Origin of the sequence: Mucilaginibacter psychrotolerans, from assembly GCF_004519315.1 — a bacterium.
Lineage (GTDB): Bacteria > Bacteroidota > Bacteroidia > Sphingobacteriales > Sphingobacteriaceae > Mucilaginibacter > Mucilaginibacter psychrotolerans.
The window spans coordinates 13,569-30,514 of sequence record NZ_SOZE01000025.1 but is presented as its reverse complement, the minus strand read 5'-3'; the positions used below and the strand labels follow the sequence as shown (position 1 = coordinate 30,514).

The following is a 16,946-nucleotide window of genomic DNA, read 5'->3' as shown; positions in this document are numbered from 1 at the left end:
TTATTGCTTAGTCGGCTGCTCTTCTTTTTTAGTAAACCTGCTTTTTATTACCGCAACAATAGGCGGCAATATCGATAGCAGCACAATACCGATGGCCACCAGCGAGAAGTTCTTTTTAAAGAATTCTACATTGCCAAACAAGTAGCCGCCGTACAAGAACAACACTATCCACGATAAGCCACCGATGATATTGTACAGGCTGTATCGCCCAATAGGCATTTTACCTACACCAGCTACGAACGGCGCAATGGTACGTATAATGGGCATAAACCTGCTGAATATTACGGCTTTGCCGCCGTGCTTATCAAAAAAGGCCTGCGTTTGCAAATAGTAGCTTAGCTTCAGTATTTTGTTTTCTTCCTTAAAAACCTTTGCACCAAGGAAATTGCCCAGCATATAGTTTACCGTATTGCCGGCAAATGCCGCAATGATGAGTATCACCGCTAATAAATTAACGTCCAGTCCAGATTTGCCTCCTGCAATTAAAGCACCGGCTGCAAACAACAAGGAATCGCCGGGCAGGAAAGGCGTTACCACGAAACCCGTTTCGGCAAATATGATGATGAATAAGATGAGATAGGTCCAACCCTGGTAATCGCGGGTTATATCCGAAAGGTGCTTATCAATATGCAGTATGAAGTCTATCAGGCCGTGTATAAGTTCCAAAGCGTTTTAATTTTAGCCAAAAATAGCAAGATTAAGCATATATGCCGCCCTTTGTCCTAATTTTTATCGGGGATGGTGTTCAGGATAATACCGGCACTAAAGGCGGCGGTATCGGTTCGGTTGGGCAGGCCGTAAGCATAAATGGTGTACAGCTTACCATCCAGCACGGTGGTATTCTTTAGCGTGGTAAGTATAACGCCAGGTGCGTTGGTGGCACTTATTTTAAAATTGTACGAGCCCGAGGTAACTTCGCGGTAGTCGCTCACACCCTTGTAGGCTATCTTTGAGAACAATTCCGAATCGTTAGCCGTAACGTTGATGCCAAGGCTACCGGGCGATGCATTCACCAACCTCACCTTACTGCGCCCTATGGCAGGCGTTGCGCCCGAATCGACTGTAAAGATATACGTGAGCGAACTATCAGACCGTAAGCCCGTTAAAAACCAGGTATAACGCACATTCTTTTTAAGCGATCCGGGTAGCGAAATCAGATTAATCTGGCTACTGGTTGTGCTTAGCGCAGGCCTCACCTGCAATGGTGTATCGTTTATGTTCATTAAAAAATAGCCCGACGCGTTGGGGTACCTATATTGGGTTGTGCCTTGTTTGATATATTCGGCATACAGGTTTACCGGGTTTATGTTGGGGCTCAGGTTTACGATATTGAGGTAGCCGTTATCAGTACCCAGCGAAGTGGTATTGTCTTTACCGCACGATACCAGTTGCGAAACAAGAAGCAAGCTCCCTATAACCACGCCCAGGTACTTTAATATGCTGCTATTATGATTATTCATCGTTAATTAATCGAAACTATTTATTGACCATCAGCCCCGTGCCGAATTTTGCGCCACCAATACCAGCCAGCTTCCCCTTAGCAAAAAGCGTATAAACCCGCCCTGCAACCAGGGTACGTGTAGTATCCGATATGGCTGTAGCACTGCCCGATTGAAACACCCGAACGTGTTTTATACCCGCGCCTACCGGCAAAAACACCGAAGCCGATTTGTACGCTCTCACCTTAAAATTAACGGTATCGCCTATTAGTACATCCAGGTTGCCGGCATCGGGCGAGGCATTTACGAAACGTATGCGTGCACGGCCTGAAGTATCTGCGGTTAAAGTATCGAGCGTGGTAAAGGTTTGCTCCGCAGCGCGTCCCGCTACAAACAGTGAGTAAACCTTGTTGGTATCCAGTGTCAAAGATAAGTTAAATAATACGTCGGCACTGCCCAGGCGTTTAAACTGGTAGTCCTGGTCGTCGTACTTTACCGCCAGATAGCCAGTATAGCCAAAAGGGTATAATGATGAAGTGGTATTTACCCGGCTGCCGTTAAGGTAATAGTTAAGCGTATCAGTGGTGGTGTTCACCACATTGAGGGTAGTAGTCAGCGTAGAGGAGGTCGGCACGCTATCGTCGCCTTTATTGCAGGCAGCAATGGCCAGGGCCGAAAAGAGTACAAAAACAATTGTCTTAAAATTCATATGTATTAGCAGATGCAATAATAACTGTATAAAGGCAGTTTTTGGTATCCTTTACGCAAAAAAGTCCGGTTGGTGCACCGGACTTTTTTTGTGGAGTAGTAAGTAGTGACTAGTGAGCGTAGGTAGTTTATATAGCTGATAACTACTAACCACGCTCTATTCACTATTCACCAACTATGCATAGCTATTCAGCATTACCGGCATTACCAGCATCAATACATCTTCGTTTTCGTCGCCGCCTTGTGGCAATAATAAACCAGCACGGTTAGGTGTCGACATTTCAAGCGATACTTCTTCGCAGCTCAGGTTCTTCAGCATTTCTATCAGGAAACGGGCGTTAAAGCCAATCTCCAAATCATCGCCTTCGTACTGGCAGCTTAGGCGTTCGTGCGCTTCGTTGGCAAAATCGATATCTTCCGAAGATATATTCAGTTCGCTGCCGCTTATTTTCAAACGCACCTGGTGCGTGGTTTTGTTAGCGTATATGGCCACACGGCTAAGCGTACCCAACAGTGCCAGGCGGTCTATAGCCAGCTTATTCGGATTTTCTTTAGGGATAACGGCTTCGTAATCGGGGTAGCGTTCATCTATAAGGCGGCAAACCAAATTGATATTGCCGAATTTGAAGAAAGCGCTGGTGCTGTTATATTCTACAGAAACGTTCACGTCGCTATCAGGCAGGGCAGATTTCAACAACGTTAACGCTTTTTTGGGCAGAATGAACGAGGTAGTGCTATCGGCTTTGGCATCTTTGCGGCGGTAACGCACCAACTTGTGGGCATCAGTTGCCACAAAAGTAAGGTGCTGGCTGCTCAACTGGCAGTAAACGCCCGTCATGGCTGGCCTAAGCTCATCGTTGCTTACCGCGAAGATGGTCTTGTTGATAGCCTCGCCCAATACAGATGCAGGCAGGTTTACCGACGATGCGTTCTCTACCACAGGTATCTTAGGGAAATCTTCGCCATTTTCGCCGCTCAGCTTGTATTTACCGTCGCCGGCACTTATTTCTATAGAGAAGGTTTTATCGTCTACCGAAAAAGAAACGGGCTGCTCTGGCAATGATTTCAAGGTATCAAGCAATATGCGCGATGGTATGGCTATACGGCCATTCTCCTTAGCTTCAACAGCCAGGGAAGTGGTCATGCTGGTTTGCAGGTCGGTTGCAGAGATGGTTAGGTTCCCGTCTTTTATCTCGAACAAAAAGTTCTCCAGTATAGGCAACACAGTGCTGTTGCTAAGCGCGCCACTTACAGACTGTAGTTGCTTTAGTAAGGTTGATGTGGAAACTATGAATCTCATAATAGGTAAGTTCTTTTAGTAAATCAAAAGTATAAAATTTAATGTGCTTCCCTCTTGATATGAAAGCATTGTTGAAAACTAAGGGAAATATTAACAATGGCAGAACTACAGGTATCGCCAATACTTACGTACGTATTTTTGTAATAAAGCAAAGCTGAAAATTAAATGGAATTAAACCAACACGATGAATTTAAGAGAAATAACTTCATAAAAAAACTAGTCTCTAATTCCAGGGCAATCATATCAAACCAAATTGCGCTTCCTCTCGGCGTGCAAAAAATGAAAACAATTATTTATTGGATTGGCCAAATTGCACCAATAGACAACATTGACTTAGATGTATTTCAGGAATACATGGCGCAGACTGCAAATCTACCCATCGGTACAGAACGACTTACTTATAATCCTGAGTTTCTTAAACAACAAGATACACAGCTGGATTATTTAACAACGCGCTATAAAGACGAGATTATTGATAAGTGTTTTGAAATCATCAAAAACTTGTCAGACGGAAAAAATGAGACTGAATCGTAAACATTTACCTTGCGTACTTCCGCTTGCGGATATAATATTGACCAACAGCGAATATTAACACTAATGCTATCGGCACGATGTTGTTGATGAGCTGCCAGTATATTTTTTCGCTGCGGATGCGTGCCCTATCCAGCAGGCGTATCTGCACTTCTTTACTGCGTAGCGATATCAGACCCGAATCATCGGCCATGTAATCGGCAATGTTCATCAGCAGGGCCAGGTTGCCATAGCTTTGCTTGGTGTATCTATCATACCCCAATGGGAAGGGCGACCCATCGGCACCAACCTGGTTGCGCAATATGTCGCCATCGCTCAACACAATCATTTTGGTGGGTTTGCTTTCGGGCAGCGACGCTATCTTTTCGCCCAGGCTATCGGGCACAGGCCGGTTGCGGAAATCCGACACAAATTTCCCCTCCAGCAGTACGCCGGTTATCTTCTGCGGGCTTTGAAACTCCTTAGGGTCCGGTTCATCGCGCAGCGACATCAGCGAAATAAGATGCGGCGTTTTGATGGTTTTATTATACGGTGAGGTGTTTAGCAGTACGGTTTTGTTTACATCCTTTGTTTCCAATACATCAATAGTGCTGGCAAACTGGCTGGTAATGCCATCCAGGTTCTTCACTATCGGGTGGGTAGATTGCGGGATATACACGGGGTAAAACAACCAGTTAAGCAATTGTATTTGCGGGGCGCCACCTGCGTCGCCGGTGGTAACCGGTATCTGCGAGCTGTTGATATCGGCAATTAAATTGTAATTGATACGGATGCCGTAACGAAACAGCTGATCGTCCAGATTAAGTTCTTTATTGAAAGCCAACGCCTGGTTACCTTTGCCCCGCAGGCTGTCCAACTCGGCGCTTACCTGATCTATGGCCCACAGCACACGACCGCCACGCATAATGTATTGGTCTACCTTGAATTTCTCCTGCTCGGTAAAAGGCTTATCGGGCTTGGCTATGACCAGGAGCCCAACCTTGCGCAGACTATCGAAGGGGATGGTTGCCAGGTTTATGCGGCCTACCAAATACCCATCGGATAGGTTGCGCATGGCATCGTTCAATTGAAGGTCGGTCAATTCTTTATGCCCCTCGGTAAAGCCTATACGACGTTTGCCGCCTGTGGTAATTTTTTTAATGGCCGAAGTAAAAGCGTATTCCAGGTTTTGGATGGAGCTGTTGAGCTTCTCCTCCGGACTGGTATCCAGGTTGCTTTGGTTCTCCAACAATTTTACCGGGATGGCTTTGCCGTTATAACTCACTAGCGCGTAGGGTACCATCACCTTAGATTGCACACCATCATCGCTTTTTACGCTGAGTGTTTGCGCAAATACCCCCTGCCCTTCCAGGTCCGTAACCGTTTTTTGCTGTTCCTCCTGCGAGAGGCCCTTTAATGCATCTACAAATACAAAGCTAAGTTTATTATGGCTGTAGGCCTGCAAATCGCTCAGCATATCTTTAGTGGCTGTTTGCAGCCTTTTGATACCTCCAGGGAAACCTTCGCCCTGCAGGTAAACGGTCACGTTAACACTGGCCGGGAGGCTATCCAGCACGGCACGGCTGATTGGCGATATGGTAAAACGTTTCTCTTTGGTAAAATCGAAACGGGTGAACGCCTTTTGGCTGCCCAACGTTAGTGCGAACAAAATACCAATGGTGCTTAAGAAAACGGTATTGATGAACTTTTTTTGCTGTTGCCTGTGCAATACAAAAATAGTAAGCATAATAAAAGCAGCATCGAGCACCAAAAAGTACACCAGATCGCGCGTATCCAGTACGCCGCGGCTCACCGAATTGTAGTGCTCTGTAATCCCCAGCGATTGAATGCCGAGACTTTGTAAAGACAGCAGCCCGCTAAGCGAATCGAATCCGCTATAGAAAAAGAAACAAAGGAAAACGGCAATGGTAAAAGCAATCACCTGGTTTTTACTTACCGATGAGGCAAACAAACCAATAGCCGTAAAAGATGAGCCCAATAAAAATAAGCCGATGTACGAACCGATAACCGCGCCGCTATCTATATTACCTTGCGGCGCGCCAAGGGTGTACACGCTATAGTAATAAACCAGTGTAGGCACCAGCGCAAAAAGCACTATCACCACACCGGCAAAATACTTACCCAATACAATTTGCAGGTAGCTTAAGGGGCGGGTAAGCAATAACTCAAAGGTGCCCTCCCGCCTCTCCTCGGCCAGGGAGCGCATGGTAATGGCCGGCACCAAAAACATAAACAGGTATGGGGCAGTGCTAAAAAGGCTCTCAAGCCCGGCATAGCCATAGCCCAGTATGCTGGTAGCCGGGAATACCCATAAAAACAAGCCTAAAACCAGCAAAAAAACACCGATGGTAACATAGGCCACCAACGAACTTAAATAGGTGGTAATTTCTTTTCTTAAGATAGGGAACACTGTTTCGCGCTTGGTTAAACTATAATCAGAGTGCCAAAGTTACGATTTGAATTTGCACTAAACGCACCAATATGCTGTCGCTTTTAATTTTCCAGGCATTAACACAAACAATGTTTATAGCAAAAACTTAAAACCACTGAACCCTGTAGGCAACTTTAAACGCGACCACCTTAAGGTTGTCATTATTTCCCCAGTTCAAATAACCAACAGAAGTATCTAAGCTGCCCGTTTTACTTAGCTTCCATTGGTAACCGGCGCTCAGTTCTACGGTAAAAAAACCATCTTTGCGGGGGTAGCCCGATGCAAAACCTCCACCAAAATTGCCTTCAAAATATAATTCTTCGCCCAGGAAATACTTGGCGCCTACTGTTATTGGTACAAACGTAGCTGCCTTTGTGGGCTGCAACTCTTCATTGAAAATGCGTTTATAATTAAATTGGGCAATGCCAACTGTACCGGTGATACTCAAATCCTGTGCAATTGGCCATTCGCTTTTTACCGAGGCCCCATAACCAGTTTTAAATACATTTCCCGACGGAAGGTAACCGGTAACACCTATACCTATTGCATGCTGATTTGTGAATCTTTCGAAGACAGTCGTCCGCTCCTGGGCCTGTGCATAGAAACCAATTAGTACCAAAGCAACGGTTAGTAATTTTTTCATCATTTGTAGCATTTATTAAAAAACTTTGGAAATATAGTACCATTATATCGAATATTATATAAAATATTCAATTATTTAATCACCAGCTGAACCGGTAAGCGGCCCTTATGCCGGTTTGACGCACGCGGCCGTTACCCCAGTTCTCATACCTAAAACTTAAATCTACAGCAGAATTTTGGTTTATTGGCAGCAAGAACCCCGGCGAAATGGCAAAGGCAAACAGTTTGTTTTTGGCGTAATTGGTTTCTATGGATGTGCCGGCCTCACCCTCTATATAAAAACCTTCGCTTAAATAATACTTTACGCCGGCCTTTAATGGCAAAAAGCCGCTGGGCTGCTGCGATTGCGCGCTGCCCAACAACGAACTTTTGAAATACAAGCTGGTGTAACCTGCTGTAAAGGTAAGGCTGGCCGCACCTACAATGGGTACCTCGGCCTTGCCCGAGCCGCCAAAACCGATGTTATAGATACTATTGGTGGGGATTGCCAGATCTAACCCAACACTGAAAGCTTTTTGGGGGGAGGTTTGGGTTTGACTGTGAGCTGCTGCGTAAAAGAACAAAAATAATAAGGGTAAGAATTTCTTCATATATGATATTACTTTCCAGTTATCAACGCCGAAATTACAAATATAATGCACCAATTACGCTTTTTTCCTGCTTAACTCGTTAAAAAAGTAAAAGTCCCGACGGGGAGATTCCGGTCGGGACTTTCTATATTAATTTAGAGATGCTGCTTAAAAACTGAAGCCCAAACGTAACCCAACCTGGCCAATAGTACCGTCTTTAGACCAAGCCTCATAACGCACGCCCACATCTACGCCGCTGCCAAAATCATAACCGATACCCGGCGAGTAAACAAACGCGGTACCGCCACCACTTTCGGTAGAGAATGCAGCGCCTAACTGCCCCTCGCCGTAAAAGCCGCTGCCAAAAAAATACTTAATGCCTGCTTTTACCGGGATAGCGCCATCTGTAGAACCGACAATGCTTTTGTATTGCGATTTTACGAGGAACGCATTGTAACCTGCCGAACCTGTTAAATAAGTGCCGGTCGCAACATTATAATCGTACTTAAGCGAGGCCCCTAATACAGCGTTGTAAGCTTGTTTGGCATCGCCTGTTGGCAAACCGCCTTCGAAACCGATACTGAATTTACTATCCTGAGATGACGATGACTGCGCGAACGCGCCTAATGATAAACCGCATAAAACGGTCATTGCAAATAATACTTTTTTCATGGTAATTTAAAATTGTAATAAACATTTATTGCCGCTTTGCAGGGTACCTTCTGCCCGGCGGTTTTTTGTGTTTTACAGACGTTTTACTAAACCAAAACGTTACGACAATTAAGTTAAAAAAAGCATGAAGGCTTAAAAATTTGTGCTTTAGCGCATTAATACGCCGTCTATTTATTGGTGAGGCCAATAAATATTGTTTCAAGCGTTTTGTTGTTATTGTTTTTGCGCAGGTTTTGCAAGGTATCGTTGGCTACGATATTGCCCTTATTGATGATGATAACATGGTTGCAAACAGCCTCCACCTCTTGCATAATATGGGTAGATAGTACGATGGTTTTGGTTTTGCCCAGGTCGGTTATCAGTTGGCGTATGCCGATGAGTTGGTTGGGGTCGAGGCCGGAGGTGGGCTCATCCAAAATCAGTACCTGCGGGTTGTGTAGTATAGCCTGCGCCAGGCCAACACGCTGGCGGTAGCCCTTCGATAGCTGGTTTATCTTTTTATGCTGTTCGGGCCCAAGGCCGGTTTGTTCCAATACTTCGGCAATGCGTTTTTCAGGCGCATGCAGTTTATGAATACCGGCAACAAAGGCCAGGCTCTCTTTTACGTACATTTCTGTATACAGCGGGTTGCTCTCCGGCAGGTAGCCTATGTTCCGTTTTACCTCTAAAGGTTGCTTGCTGATATCGAAACCACAAACCGTGGCTGCACCCGATGTTTGGGGAATAAAGCAGGTGAGCATTTTCATGGTGGTAGATTTACCCGCACCATTAGGTCCCAGAAAACCCAATACGCCCGGCCCGGCATCAAAAGTGATATTATCCACAGCCTTTTGCTGCCCGTAAATTTTCGTAAGGCCCTGTACCGAAATGCTCATTGGGCAAAAATAGATTTTAGATTTGAGATGTAAGATAGGAGATGCGAGATTTAGGGAAGTGCCTTCTATTAGATGAGAAGTAAATATCGAACACCGAATGTTGAATATTGAATGATGAAGTAAAAACACAGGAGCAAGGTACTTCGATATTGGATATTCGAAATTCATCATTCGATATTATTCCCTTTTTTCTCTATCCCTCAGCCTGAAAACCAGTTTCAAGCCCGACCATACCTCGTCTACCGCGCAAACCTTTACATCTACCAAGCCAATTTCCAGCCCGTAGTTGCGTATTTTATCTTCGGTAATATCGGTTACTACTTTAGACGCCTTTTTGGGCCATGATACCCATATGATGCCATCTTTGGTAATTTGCTGCTTCAGGGCGGGCAGCAGTTCTATTAATTCGTTGTTCTCTTTAGTGAAATAATGGATAAGGTTTACTGCCGTAGCATCATCGTCAATCAAATTGATATCCGGCGGCATATCTGTAAACAAATAAAAATAATGGGCAGGCTGGTTGATTAACTTCACACGGAACCCAGGCTTTATACCCAGCTTCTTCGCCAGCGGCGTGCTCGAATAACCTGCCGTTCCCATTTTATTTCAATTGGTTTAAATGGTGCTGCATGTGCGCAACGTAATCTTCGGCAATAAAAGCTACCGTATTGTAAACCGGTTGGCCCATGTTGTTATCGCAGGTTACCAGCCACCTGTCGGCCGGGTAATTGGCAAGCACGCGCACAATTTGCTTGTTTACCAGTTTCCATAACAGCAAAAGCTCCTGCGGGTCGGCATCGGCGTAGTGCTGCGCTTTCACCCATTCGTCCTGGTAATAAATCAATTTAAAGCGTTCTTCGTAGGTGCAGCGTACAAAGCGCTGCAGGTTGATGTGCGCGCTATCTATCAGGTGCCCGATGATTTCTTTGTTGTTCCATTTGCCGGGCAGCACGCTGTTCTCCCAATCTACATGCGGCGACCTGTCCTCAAAAAAATCATCGATTGCTTGGTTTAATCTTTCGGCTATATCAGGCATAAAAGGTATTTATTAGTTTTAAAAATCATTTAAATATCCTCATTCCTGCATAAATTATTCAAAAAAAATTAACTTCAAGCCTTTAAACATACTATGGCCCTTAACTACATCTGGATAGCATTCTTCCTCATCGCCTTTGTTATAGCGCTTTGCAAGCTTATTTTCCTGGGCGATGTAGATGCCTTTAAGCTTTTGGTTGATGGTATGTTTGATATGTCGAAGTCATCCGTAATGGATATTGCCCTGCCCCTGGCCGGTAATATGGTTTTGTGGCTGGGCATCATGAACATTGGAGAACGCGCCGGTGCCATGAATTTTCTGGCTCGTATCGTAGGCCCCTTCCTTAGCCGCCTGTTTCCCGGCGTGCCCAAAAACCACCCCGCCAACGGGCAAATGATGATGAACTTCTCTGCAAACCTGCTGGGCCTGGATAATGCAGCCACACCACTCGGGCTAAAAGCCATGGGCAGCCTGCAAGAGCTTAATGAGGACAAAGAAACGGCTTCCAACGCGCAAATCATGTTCCTGGTGTTGCATACCTCGGGCTTGCAGCTGCTACCGGTAACTATTATAGCGCAGCGATATATCCTGCACGCCAAAGATCCTGCCGATGTGTTCATCCCCATCATCATCGCCACTTATGTAGCTACTGTAGTGGGCATGCTGGCCGTATCCATCAAGCAGCGTATAAACCTTTGGGATAGGGTGATCATTGGCTGGCTGGGCGGTATGACGGCCTTTATCACCCTGCTGGTTTGGTATTTTACTACCCAGCTTAACCACGATCAGATTGCCCTGGTATCTAAAGTGATCAGCAATACGCTCATCTTTTGTATCCCGGTGGTGTTTATATTAGGTGCCCTGCGCAAACGTGTAAATGTGTTCGAGGCTTTTATAGATGGCGCCAAGGGGGGCTTCGAGGTATCTGTTAAAATAATACCTTACCTGGTGGCTATGCTGGTGGCCATCAGCGTTTTTCGCAATAGCGGTGCGCTCACTTACTTTAACGATGGCGTACGCTGGGTAGTAAGCAAGGCTGGCCTGGATACGCGTTTTGTAGACGCTTTGCCTGTAGCCTACATGAAACCACTTAGCGGATCGGGTTCTAAAGCCATGATGATAAGTACTATGCAAACCTATGGTGCTGATAGTTTTGCCGGCAGGCTCGGCTCCGTTTTTAATGGCTCGGCCGATACTACTTTTTATATTGTCGCACTCTATTTTGGCTCGGTGGGCATCAAAAAATCGCGTTACGCCATTCCTTTTGGCCTAATTGCAGATCTGGCAGGGGTAATTGCAGCTATCCTGGTGTCGTATCTCTTTTTCGGATAGTTATTAACCTTGTTTCAATAATAAAATTTAAATCTAAAAGAATATATAATTATCTATTAAATAATTTTATTTCTCCACACAACTATTGTCACGGCCTCTGCGTATACAATCGAGGGCTCATGTCATTGTGAAATTTGGCCTTTTTATGTGTAACATTTGTGTTATTTTAGCGTCGCGCTGAGATTAGCTAATAATTTGGTTTGATGGAGAGAATTTTTACCAGGATATTTTTTCTTGCATTTACTTTTTGCTGCCTCATAACGGCGGGTGCGTTGGCTCAAACTATTACTATAGGTAATATCGATCCGGGTCCTTACGGGCGGGGCTCTACTATCGGTGTCCCCTTCCACCTCAATACTTCAACGGCCTGCGCCAGTTCTACCAACGTGTTCAACCTTTATCTTTCAGATGCCAATGGAAATTTCGGCGCACCTAAATTGATTGGGAACTATACCGGCTTTTACGGTACGTTCGTAAATGGGGTGATACCGGCTACTACCACCGCCAGCACTAAATACCGCATACGTATTCAATCTACCGATCCTGCAATTGCTCCGGCTACCTCGGGTTTCATTACCGTGAATGCCGTAACCGGCGTAATGGCAGCTGCATCGTCTCAACAGCTTAATGCTACCGCCGCGCCGGAAGTTTACGGTTCTTGTATAGGTGCTGATAACACACCGTACCCTTTTGTAGATGCATCAACTACAGGATCTGCGGTAACCCTTAATTTTTTTAATGAGCTTGCCCAGGCCGATGAGGGTACCATTACCCTACCCGCCCCTGCGTTCAATGCAAAAGCAGCCAATTATACGGTTTTTGTGAAAGCAGTAAATGGAGGCGTAGTGGGTACCAAGGCTTATTCGCTTATTAACAACGCGGTAAATAATAGCTTTGGTGCATCGGGCAGTAACCAGGTTTGCCTTAACGGACAAAATAAACTTACCTACAGCGTTGATATTAACTCGCCAAACGGCATTCAAAAAAACTACCCCGGCCTCATCTACAACGTTAACTGGGGCGATGGGTTTAGCACCAACTACACCCTTTGCGATATCGTAGCGGCCGGCGGCTTTATAGAACATACCTACAAAAAATCGTCATGTGGTAACTCGGCTAATGGCCTGCAAAACGTTTTCCAGATAGACTTGCAGCCTACCAGCACCCTTTGTGGAAAATTGGGCACACCGGTTACCGGCTATGCCCGTATTATACAGCCGCCTTCCAACAAAATAACTTCCAATCAAACTGCATGTACCAATACGCCGGTGAAGTTTACCAACTCTTCTATCCCCGGCCAGGACCCTAACAGCACTTCATTTGATTGTACAAACCAAAACGCACTTTACACCTGGATTGTTGATGGCAACGTAGTGGCCGTAAACTATAAGCTCGACAAACAGTTGGAGTACACCTTTACCACAAACGGGCAGCACTTTGTAGGCTTGCACCTGCAAAACCCCAACGCTATCTGCGAGGTAAAAGATGTTGTTGTAGACATATGTATCCAGAACCCGCCTAAACCCAGCTTTACGCTGCCCGGCTCTACCATTTGTACCTCAGGTTCGGTTACGCCAATAAATACCTCAGTGATAGATGAGCCCTGCTTTGCAAACTCAACCTATAATTGGGTAGTTAAAGGTCCTGCTGCCGTTGGGTACCTTAACGGCACCAACGCAAACAGCAAATCGCCCACCTTCAATTTCAACTCATCGGGCGTATACACCGTAGAGTTGGATATTACCACCAACAGTTGCGGACTGGTGCAATCCGAGTTGCAAGAGGTGGTCATCAACCTCGCCCCAACAGCAAGCCTGTCTCCAAATGCGCTTGTTTGCGGCAAAGACCAAACCATAACCTTTGACCCAAATGCTACAACTACCAAAACCTCACTTACGGGTACATCTAAAGCGCTACCCACTACTTATAACTGGGTAATTACCGGCGGCGCGTTTACTTATGTAAACGGCACTGATGCTAATACCAAATACCCACAGGTAAAGTTCAGTGAGTATAAAACTTACACTATAACGGTAACGCACGTTAACAACTGCAATACCGTAGGTGCCTCAGATACCCAGAAACTTACCTTTCAGCAATCTCCGGATGTGCAATCGGGTGGCGACCAAACCATTTGCGAGGGCAACCCGGTAACACTGCCGGGCGTTATTACAGGCTCGGTAATCAGTTACCAATGGGTAGGTGGTGCAGGTACATTTAGCCCAAGCCGAAATGTACTGCAACCCACCTACACCCCTACTGCGGCCGAAATAACCGCTGGCTCGGTAACGCTTTCTTTAGAAGCTACCACCAACCTTGCCGCTCCATGTAACATCATCACCAGTGCGGCCAATATCACCATCATTAATAAAGATAAGATAACAAGCGCCTTAACCGCAGAGGTTTGTACGGGCACAAACTTCAAGTACACCATCAAATCCAAAAACCCAGCCTCAACCTACACCTGGACGGCCAGCGTTACCACAGGGAGTGCCACAGGCTTTGGCACCACAGGCAGCGGTAACACCATTAACGACCTGATCACCGATACCGGCGTGGGCGATGCTGTAGTTACCTACATTATTACGCCCAGCACCAACGGCTGCCCCGGCATACCGTTTACTTTAGAATTAACCGTAAACCGCATACCTGTGTTAACGGCAACTGCGCCCCCGGCACCTATTTGTACCGGATCGCCAAACGGCATAATGCTTGGCTCAAACCAGCCCAACACGACCTACACCTGGACCAGCGTAGCCTCGCCAGGCGTAACAGGCAATACCAACCAGGCTACAGAGGTTGCCGCAATAGGCGACGTATTGGTGAATTTGGGTACAACCTACGGCACAGTAACCTACACCATTACGCCATACCACGGTGCCTGCCCCGGGCAGCCCCGTACAGTAGTAGTAAGTGTGGCGCCGCTACCCATACCAGCTATAGCCGGGCCAGACGAAACCATTTGTAACGGCCCTGTTTACACGCTACAAGCGAATAATCCATCGCCGGGCATAGGTACCTGGTCGCTCGCATCGGGCCAGAGCGGCATAACTTTTTCAAACCCTAACAGCCCTACGGCAACGGTAAGTGGCCTTTTACCAGGCAACGTTTATAAATTTGTGTGGAGCATCAATACTTCGCCGGGCTGCCCACCAACAACATCTACCGTTACCATCACTACCGATGCTCCAAGCGTTGGCGGCACTGCGGCGGGCGATGCCACCGTATGCGCCGATGCGAATGCCGGGCAGCTAACCCTTACCGGCAATGTAGGCAACGTTACGGGCTGGGAGTCATCTACAGATGGCGGCCTTACCTGGGTTATTCACAACGTTGCCCTTAACCAGTATAATTATAGTGGCCTCACCCAAACAACACAGTTTAGGGCTATTGTTAAAAATGGGGTTTGTGGCGATGCCCGCTCTACTATTGCCACCGTTACCGTAAACCAGCCTGTAATGGCGGCCAACGGTGGCAACCCTATCACAACCCTTTGTAATGCCTCTACGGTAACACTCAACGGCAACGACCCTTCCCCATTTGTTGGGATATGGACACAAACAGGCGGCCCGCCCGTAGTATTTGCCGATGCCAATAACCCTAAAACTCAGGTTACCGGCCTTATAGGCGGCAACACCTACACCTTTGTTTGGACAATAAAAGGCACTGCCCCCTGCGCCGACAGCCAAAATGCCATTACCGTTGTGAACAAACCTGACGTTACACCTGGATTTACATTTGATAATACCAAAACGGTTTGCGGGCCGGTAACTATAAAGTTTACCAATACCTCTACGCCTGTGTTTACAACTACCGATTACCTGTGGGATTTTGGCGATGGCACCGGCAATACCAACGAAGCAAACCCTAAGCATACGTTTTTACCGCGTACCGATGGCCGCGATACCACCTACACTATATCGTTAAGCATCATCAACAACTGCTTTCCACGACCAGCCTTTACCATGACCATCACCGTAAGGCCTTCGGCGCCAATCGCGTCTCTTTTGCCCGAACGGCTGTCTGCATGCGGGGCCTTGGCTATAAAGGTTAAAAATACGTCGCCCGGCAATAATGACCATTATGACTTCTTTGTTTACGATGGTAACGTGAAGATCTTCCAGATAACCAAAACAGATAAAACCGACGTTACGTTCCCATCGCTGGAACCACCCAAAAACGATTTATTTTACACTGTTTACGTTATAGCTACAGATTTTTGCGGCAATACATCAAAAAGTACACCCATACCCATCAATATTTTCCCGGCCACCTTCGTGCCATTATTCTTCGCGAAAGACAATAGCACAGCGGCCTGTTTTCCGTTTACAGCAACTTTCGTAAACATATCTTCGGGCGGGGATACCTTTATTTACCACATTTATGATGCACCTACAGGCGGAAAGGAATTGGACCGCGTGCAGGGTAGCAAAACCGAACAGCCTTATACTTTTACTGCACCAGGCGTTTATTACGTAAGTATACAGGCCTTTAATCCCTGCGCCCAGCCAGAATCTGCCGAGAGGATAAAATTTGAGGCATACCCTAAACCGGCACCTGATTTTAATGCAGATATACGGGAAGGCTGCAAGGCGATCAGGGTTTCCTTTGCCAACCTTACGCCTGTAAACGGGCAAACGCCTCCGCAATCCCTAAGCTACGAATGGGATTTTGGTGATGGCTCTGCGCACTTTATCGGTTATACCCCACTGCCGCACCTTTATATCGCCAGGAGCACGGCTTACACCGTTACGCTGAAAGTAACCAACCTGGCTACCGGCTGCACGGATATGATTACCAAGCCCGATTTTATTAAAGTTGACGCAGCACCCACCGTAGATTTCTCGGCCAGCCCGGGTTTCATTACCAAAATACCCAATTACCATTTCGCCTTCGACGACCAAACATCCGGTAACCCGGTTAGCTGGCGCTGGGATTTTGGCGATAAAACCTTCTCTACTGAACAAAACCCGGCACACACTTATGCCGATACAGGCACCTACAAAGTAACGCTGAGAGTGGTTAACCGCGAAGGATGCGACAGTACCGTATCGCATAACGTGCAAATTACCGGCATACCCGGTCAGCTTTATATACCCAATGCCTTTATGCCTGCAAGCAGCACAACCGAGCTGCGCACCTTCGTTATAAAAGGATCGGGAATAGAAAGCTGGCGCCTGCAGATATTTAACAACTATGGCCAATTGGTTTGGGAAACCACCAAACTCGACGAGAAAGGGCAACCTGTAGAAAGCTGGGACGGACTTTATAAAGGTGTGCCCGCCCAGCAAGGCGTATATATATGGCAGGCATCGGCACATTTCATAAACGGAACGGATTGGAAAGGCATGCAATATGGCCCCAAAACGCTGCCTAAACGCACCGGCGTGATACATTTAATAAGATAAGTG

Annotated in this window: 14 protein-coding genes; 3 read left to right on the top strand and 11 right to left on the bottom strand. The window is 46.4% G+C overall.

What is annotated here, in order from left to right; all coding sequences use genetic code 11:
- The 4 genes from E2R66_RS20460 to dnaN form a co-directional block, all read right to left on the bottom strand.
- A complete protein-coding gene (locus E2R66_RS20460) occupies positions 1 to 666 on the bottom strand; it encodes a DedA family protein (protein WP_133234224.1) in 666 nt (221 codons plus the stop codon).
- Between the two features lie 56 nt (positions 667 to 722).
- A complete protein-coding gene (locus tag E2R66_RS20455; protein ID WP_133234222.1) occupies positions 723 to 1,460 on the bottom strand; it encodes a DUF4397 domain-containing protein in 738 nt (245 codons plus the stop codon).
- A 16-nt stretch (positions 1,461 to 1,476) separates the two neighbouring features.
- Positions 1,477 to 2,148, bottom strand: coding sequence for a DUF4397 domain-containing protein (locus tag E2R66_RS20450; RefSeq protein ID WP_133234220.1), 672 nt, complete (start codon positions 2,146 to 2,148; stop codon positions 1,477 to 1,479).
- Positions 2,149 to 2,322: 174 nt separating this feature from the next.
- Positions 2,323 to 3,447: a DNA polymerase III subunit beta gene (dnaN, locus tag E2R66_RS20445; protein ID WP_133234218.1), complete on the bottom strand. Its 1,125-nt coding sequence runs from the start codon at positions 3,445 to 3,447 to the stop codon at positions 2,323 to 2,325.
- A 165-nt stretch (positions 3,448 to 3,612) separates the two neighbouring features.
- Between dnaN and E2R66_RS20440 the strand changes: the two genes are divergently transcribed.
- Complete coding sequence (locus E2R66_RS20440; RefSeq protein WP_133234216.1) at positions 3,613 to 3,981, top strand: hypothetical protein; 369 nt, start codon at positions 3,613 to 3,615, stop codon at positions 3,979 to 3,981.
- A 4-nt stretch (positions 3,982 to 3,985) separates the two neighbouring features.
- Here E2R66_RS20440 and gldG read toward each other — a convergent pair whose 3' ends face one another.
- The 7 genes from gldG to E2R66_RS20405 all read right to left on the bottom strand — a co-directional run bounded on the left by gldG (position 3,986) and on the right by E2R66_RS20405 (position 10,203).
- Complete coding sequence (gene gldG / locus E2R66_RS20435) at positions 3,986 to 6,388, bottom strand: gliding motility-associated ABC transporter substrate-binding protein GldG (protein WP_133234214.1); 2,403 nt, start codon at positions 6,386 to 6,388, stop codon at positions 3,986 to 3,988.
- Positions 6,389 to 6,515: 127 nt separating this feature from the next.
- Positions 6,516 to 7,055: a hypothetical protein gene (locus E2R66_RS20430; protein WP_133234212.1), complete on the bottom strand. Its 540-nt coding sequence runs from the start codon at positions 7,053 to 7,055 to the stop codon at positions 6,516 to 6,518.
- Between the two features lie 76 nt (positions 7,056 to 7,131).
- Positions 7,132 to 7,641, bottom strand: a complete 510-nt coding sequence (locus tag E2R66_RS20425) for a hypothetical protein (RefSeq protein WP_133234210.1) — start codon at positions 7,639 to 7,641, stop codon at positions 7,132 to 7,134.
- Between the two features lie 147 nt (positions 7,642 to 7,788).
- Complete coding sequence (locus E2R66_RS20420) at positions 7,789 to 8,292, bottom strand: hypothetical protein (RefSeq protein WP_133234208.1); 504 nt, start codon at positions 8,290 to 8,292, stop codon at positions 7,789 to 7,791.
- 167 nt (positions 8,293 to 8,459) lie between these two features.
- Complete coding sequence (locus E2R66_RS20415) at positions 8,460 to 9,167, bottom strand: ATP-binding cassette domain-containing protein (protein WP_133234206.1); 708 nt, start codon at positions 9,165 to 9,167, stop codon at positions 8,460 to 8,462.
- Positions 9,168 to 9,344: 177 nt separating this feature from the next.
- A complete protein-coding gene (locus E2R66_RS20410; protein WP_133234204.1) occupies positions 9,345 to 9,767 on the bottom strand; it encodes a DUF3052 family protein in 423 nt (140 codons plus the stop codon).
- A gap of 1 nt (position 9,768) precedes the next feature.
- Positions 9,769 to 10,203 carry a DinB family protein gene (locus tag E2R66_RS20405; RefSeq protein ID WP_133234202.1) on the bottom strand — a complete coding sequence of 145 codons (435 nt, stop codon included), beginning with the start codon at positions 10,201 to 10,203 and terminating at the stop codon, positions 9,769 to 9,771.
- Between the two features lie 93 nt (positions 10,204 to 10,296).
- Here E2R66_RS20405 and E2R66_RS20400 point away from each other — a divergent pair, with 93 nt between their 5' ends.
- Both E2R66_RS20400 and E2R66_RS20395 read left to right on the top strand, forming a co-directional pair.
- Positions 10,297 to 11,535, top strand: coding sequence for a nucleoside recognition domain-containing protein (locus E2R66_RS20400; RefSeq protein ID WP_133234200.1), 1,239 nt, complete (start codon positions 10,297 to 10,299; stop codon positions 11,533 to 11,535).
- 203 nt (positions 11,536 to 11,738) lie between these two features.
- The gene (locus tag E2R66_RS20395; protein ID WP_133234198.1) at positions 11,739 to 16,943 is read left to right on the top strand and encodes a PKD domain-containing protein; all 5,205 of its coding nucleotides are present in this window, start codon (positions 11,739 to 11,741) and stop codon (positions 16,941 to 16,943) included.
- Positions 16,944 to 16,946: the final 3 nt, after the last annotated feature.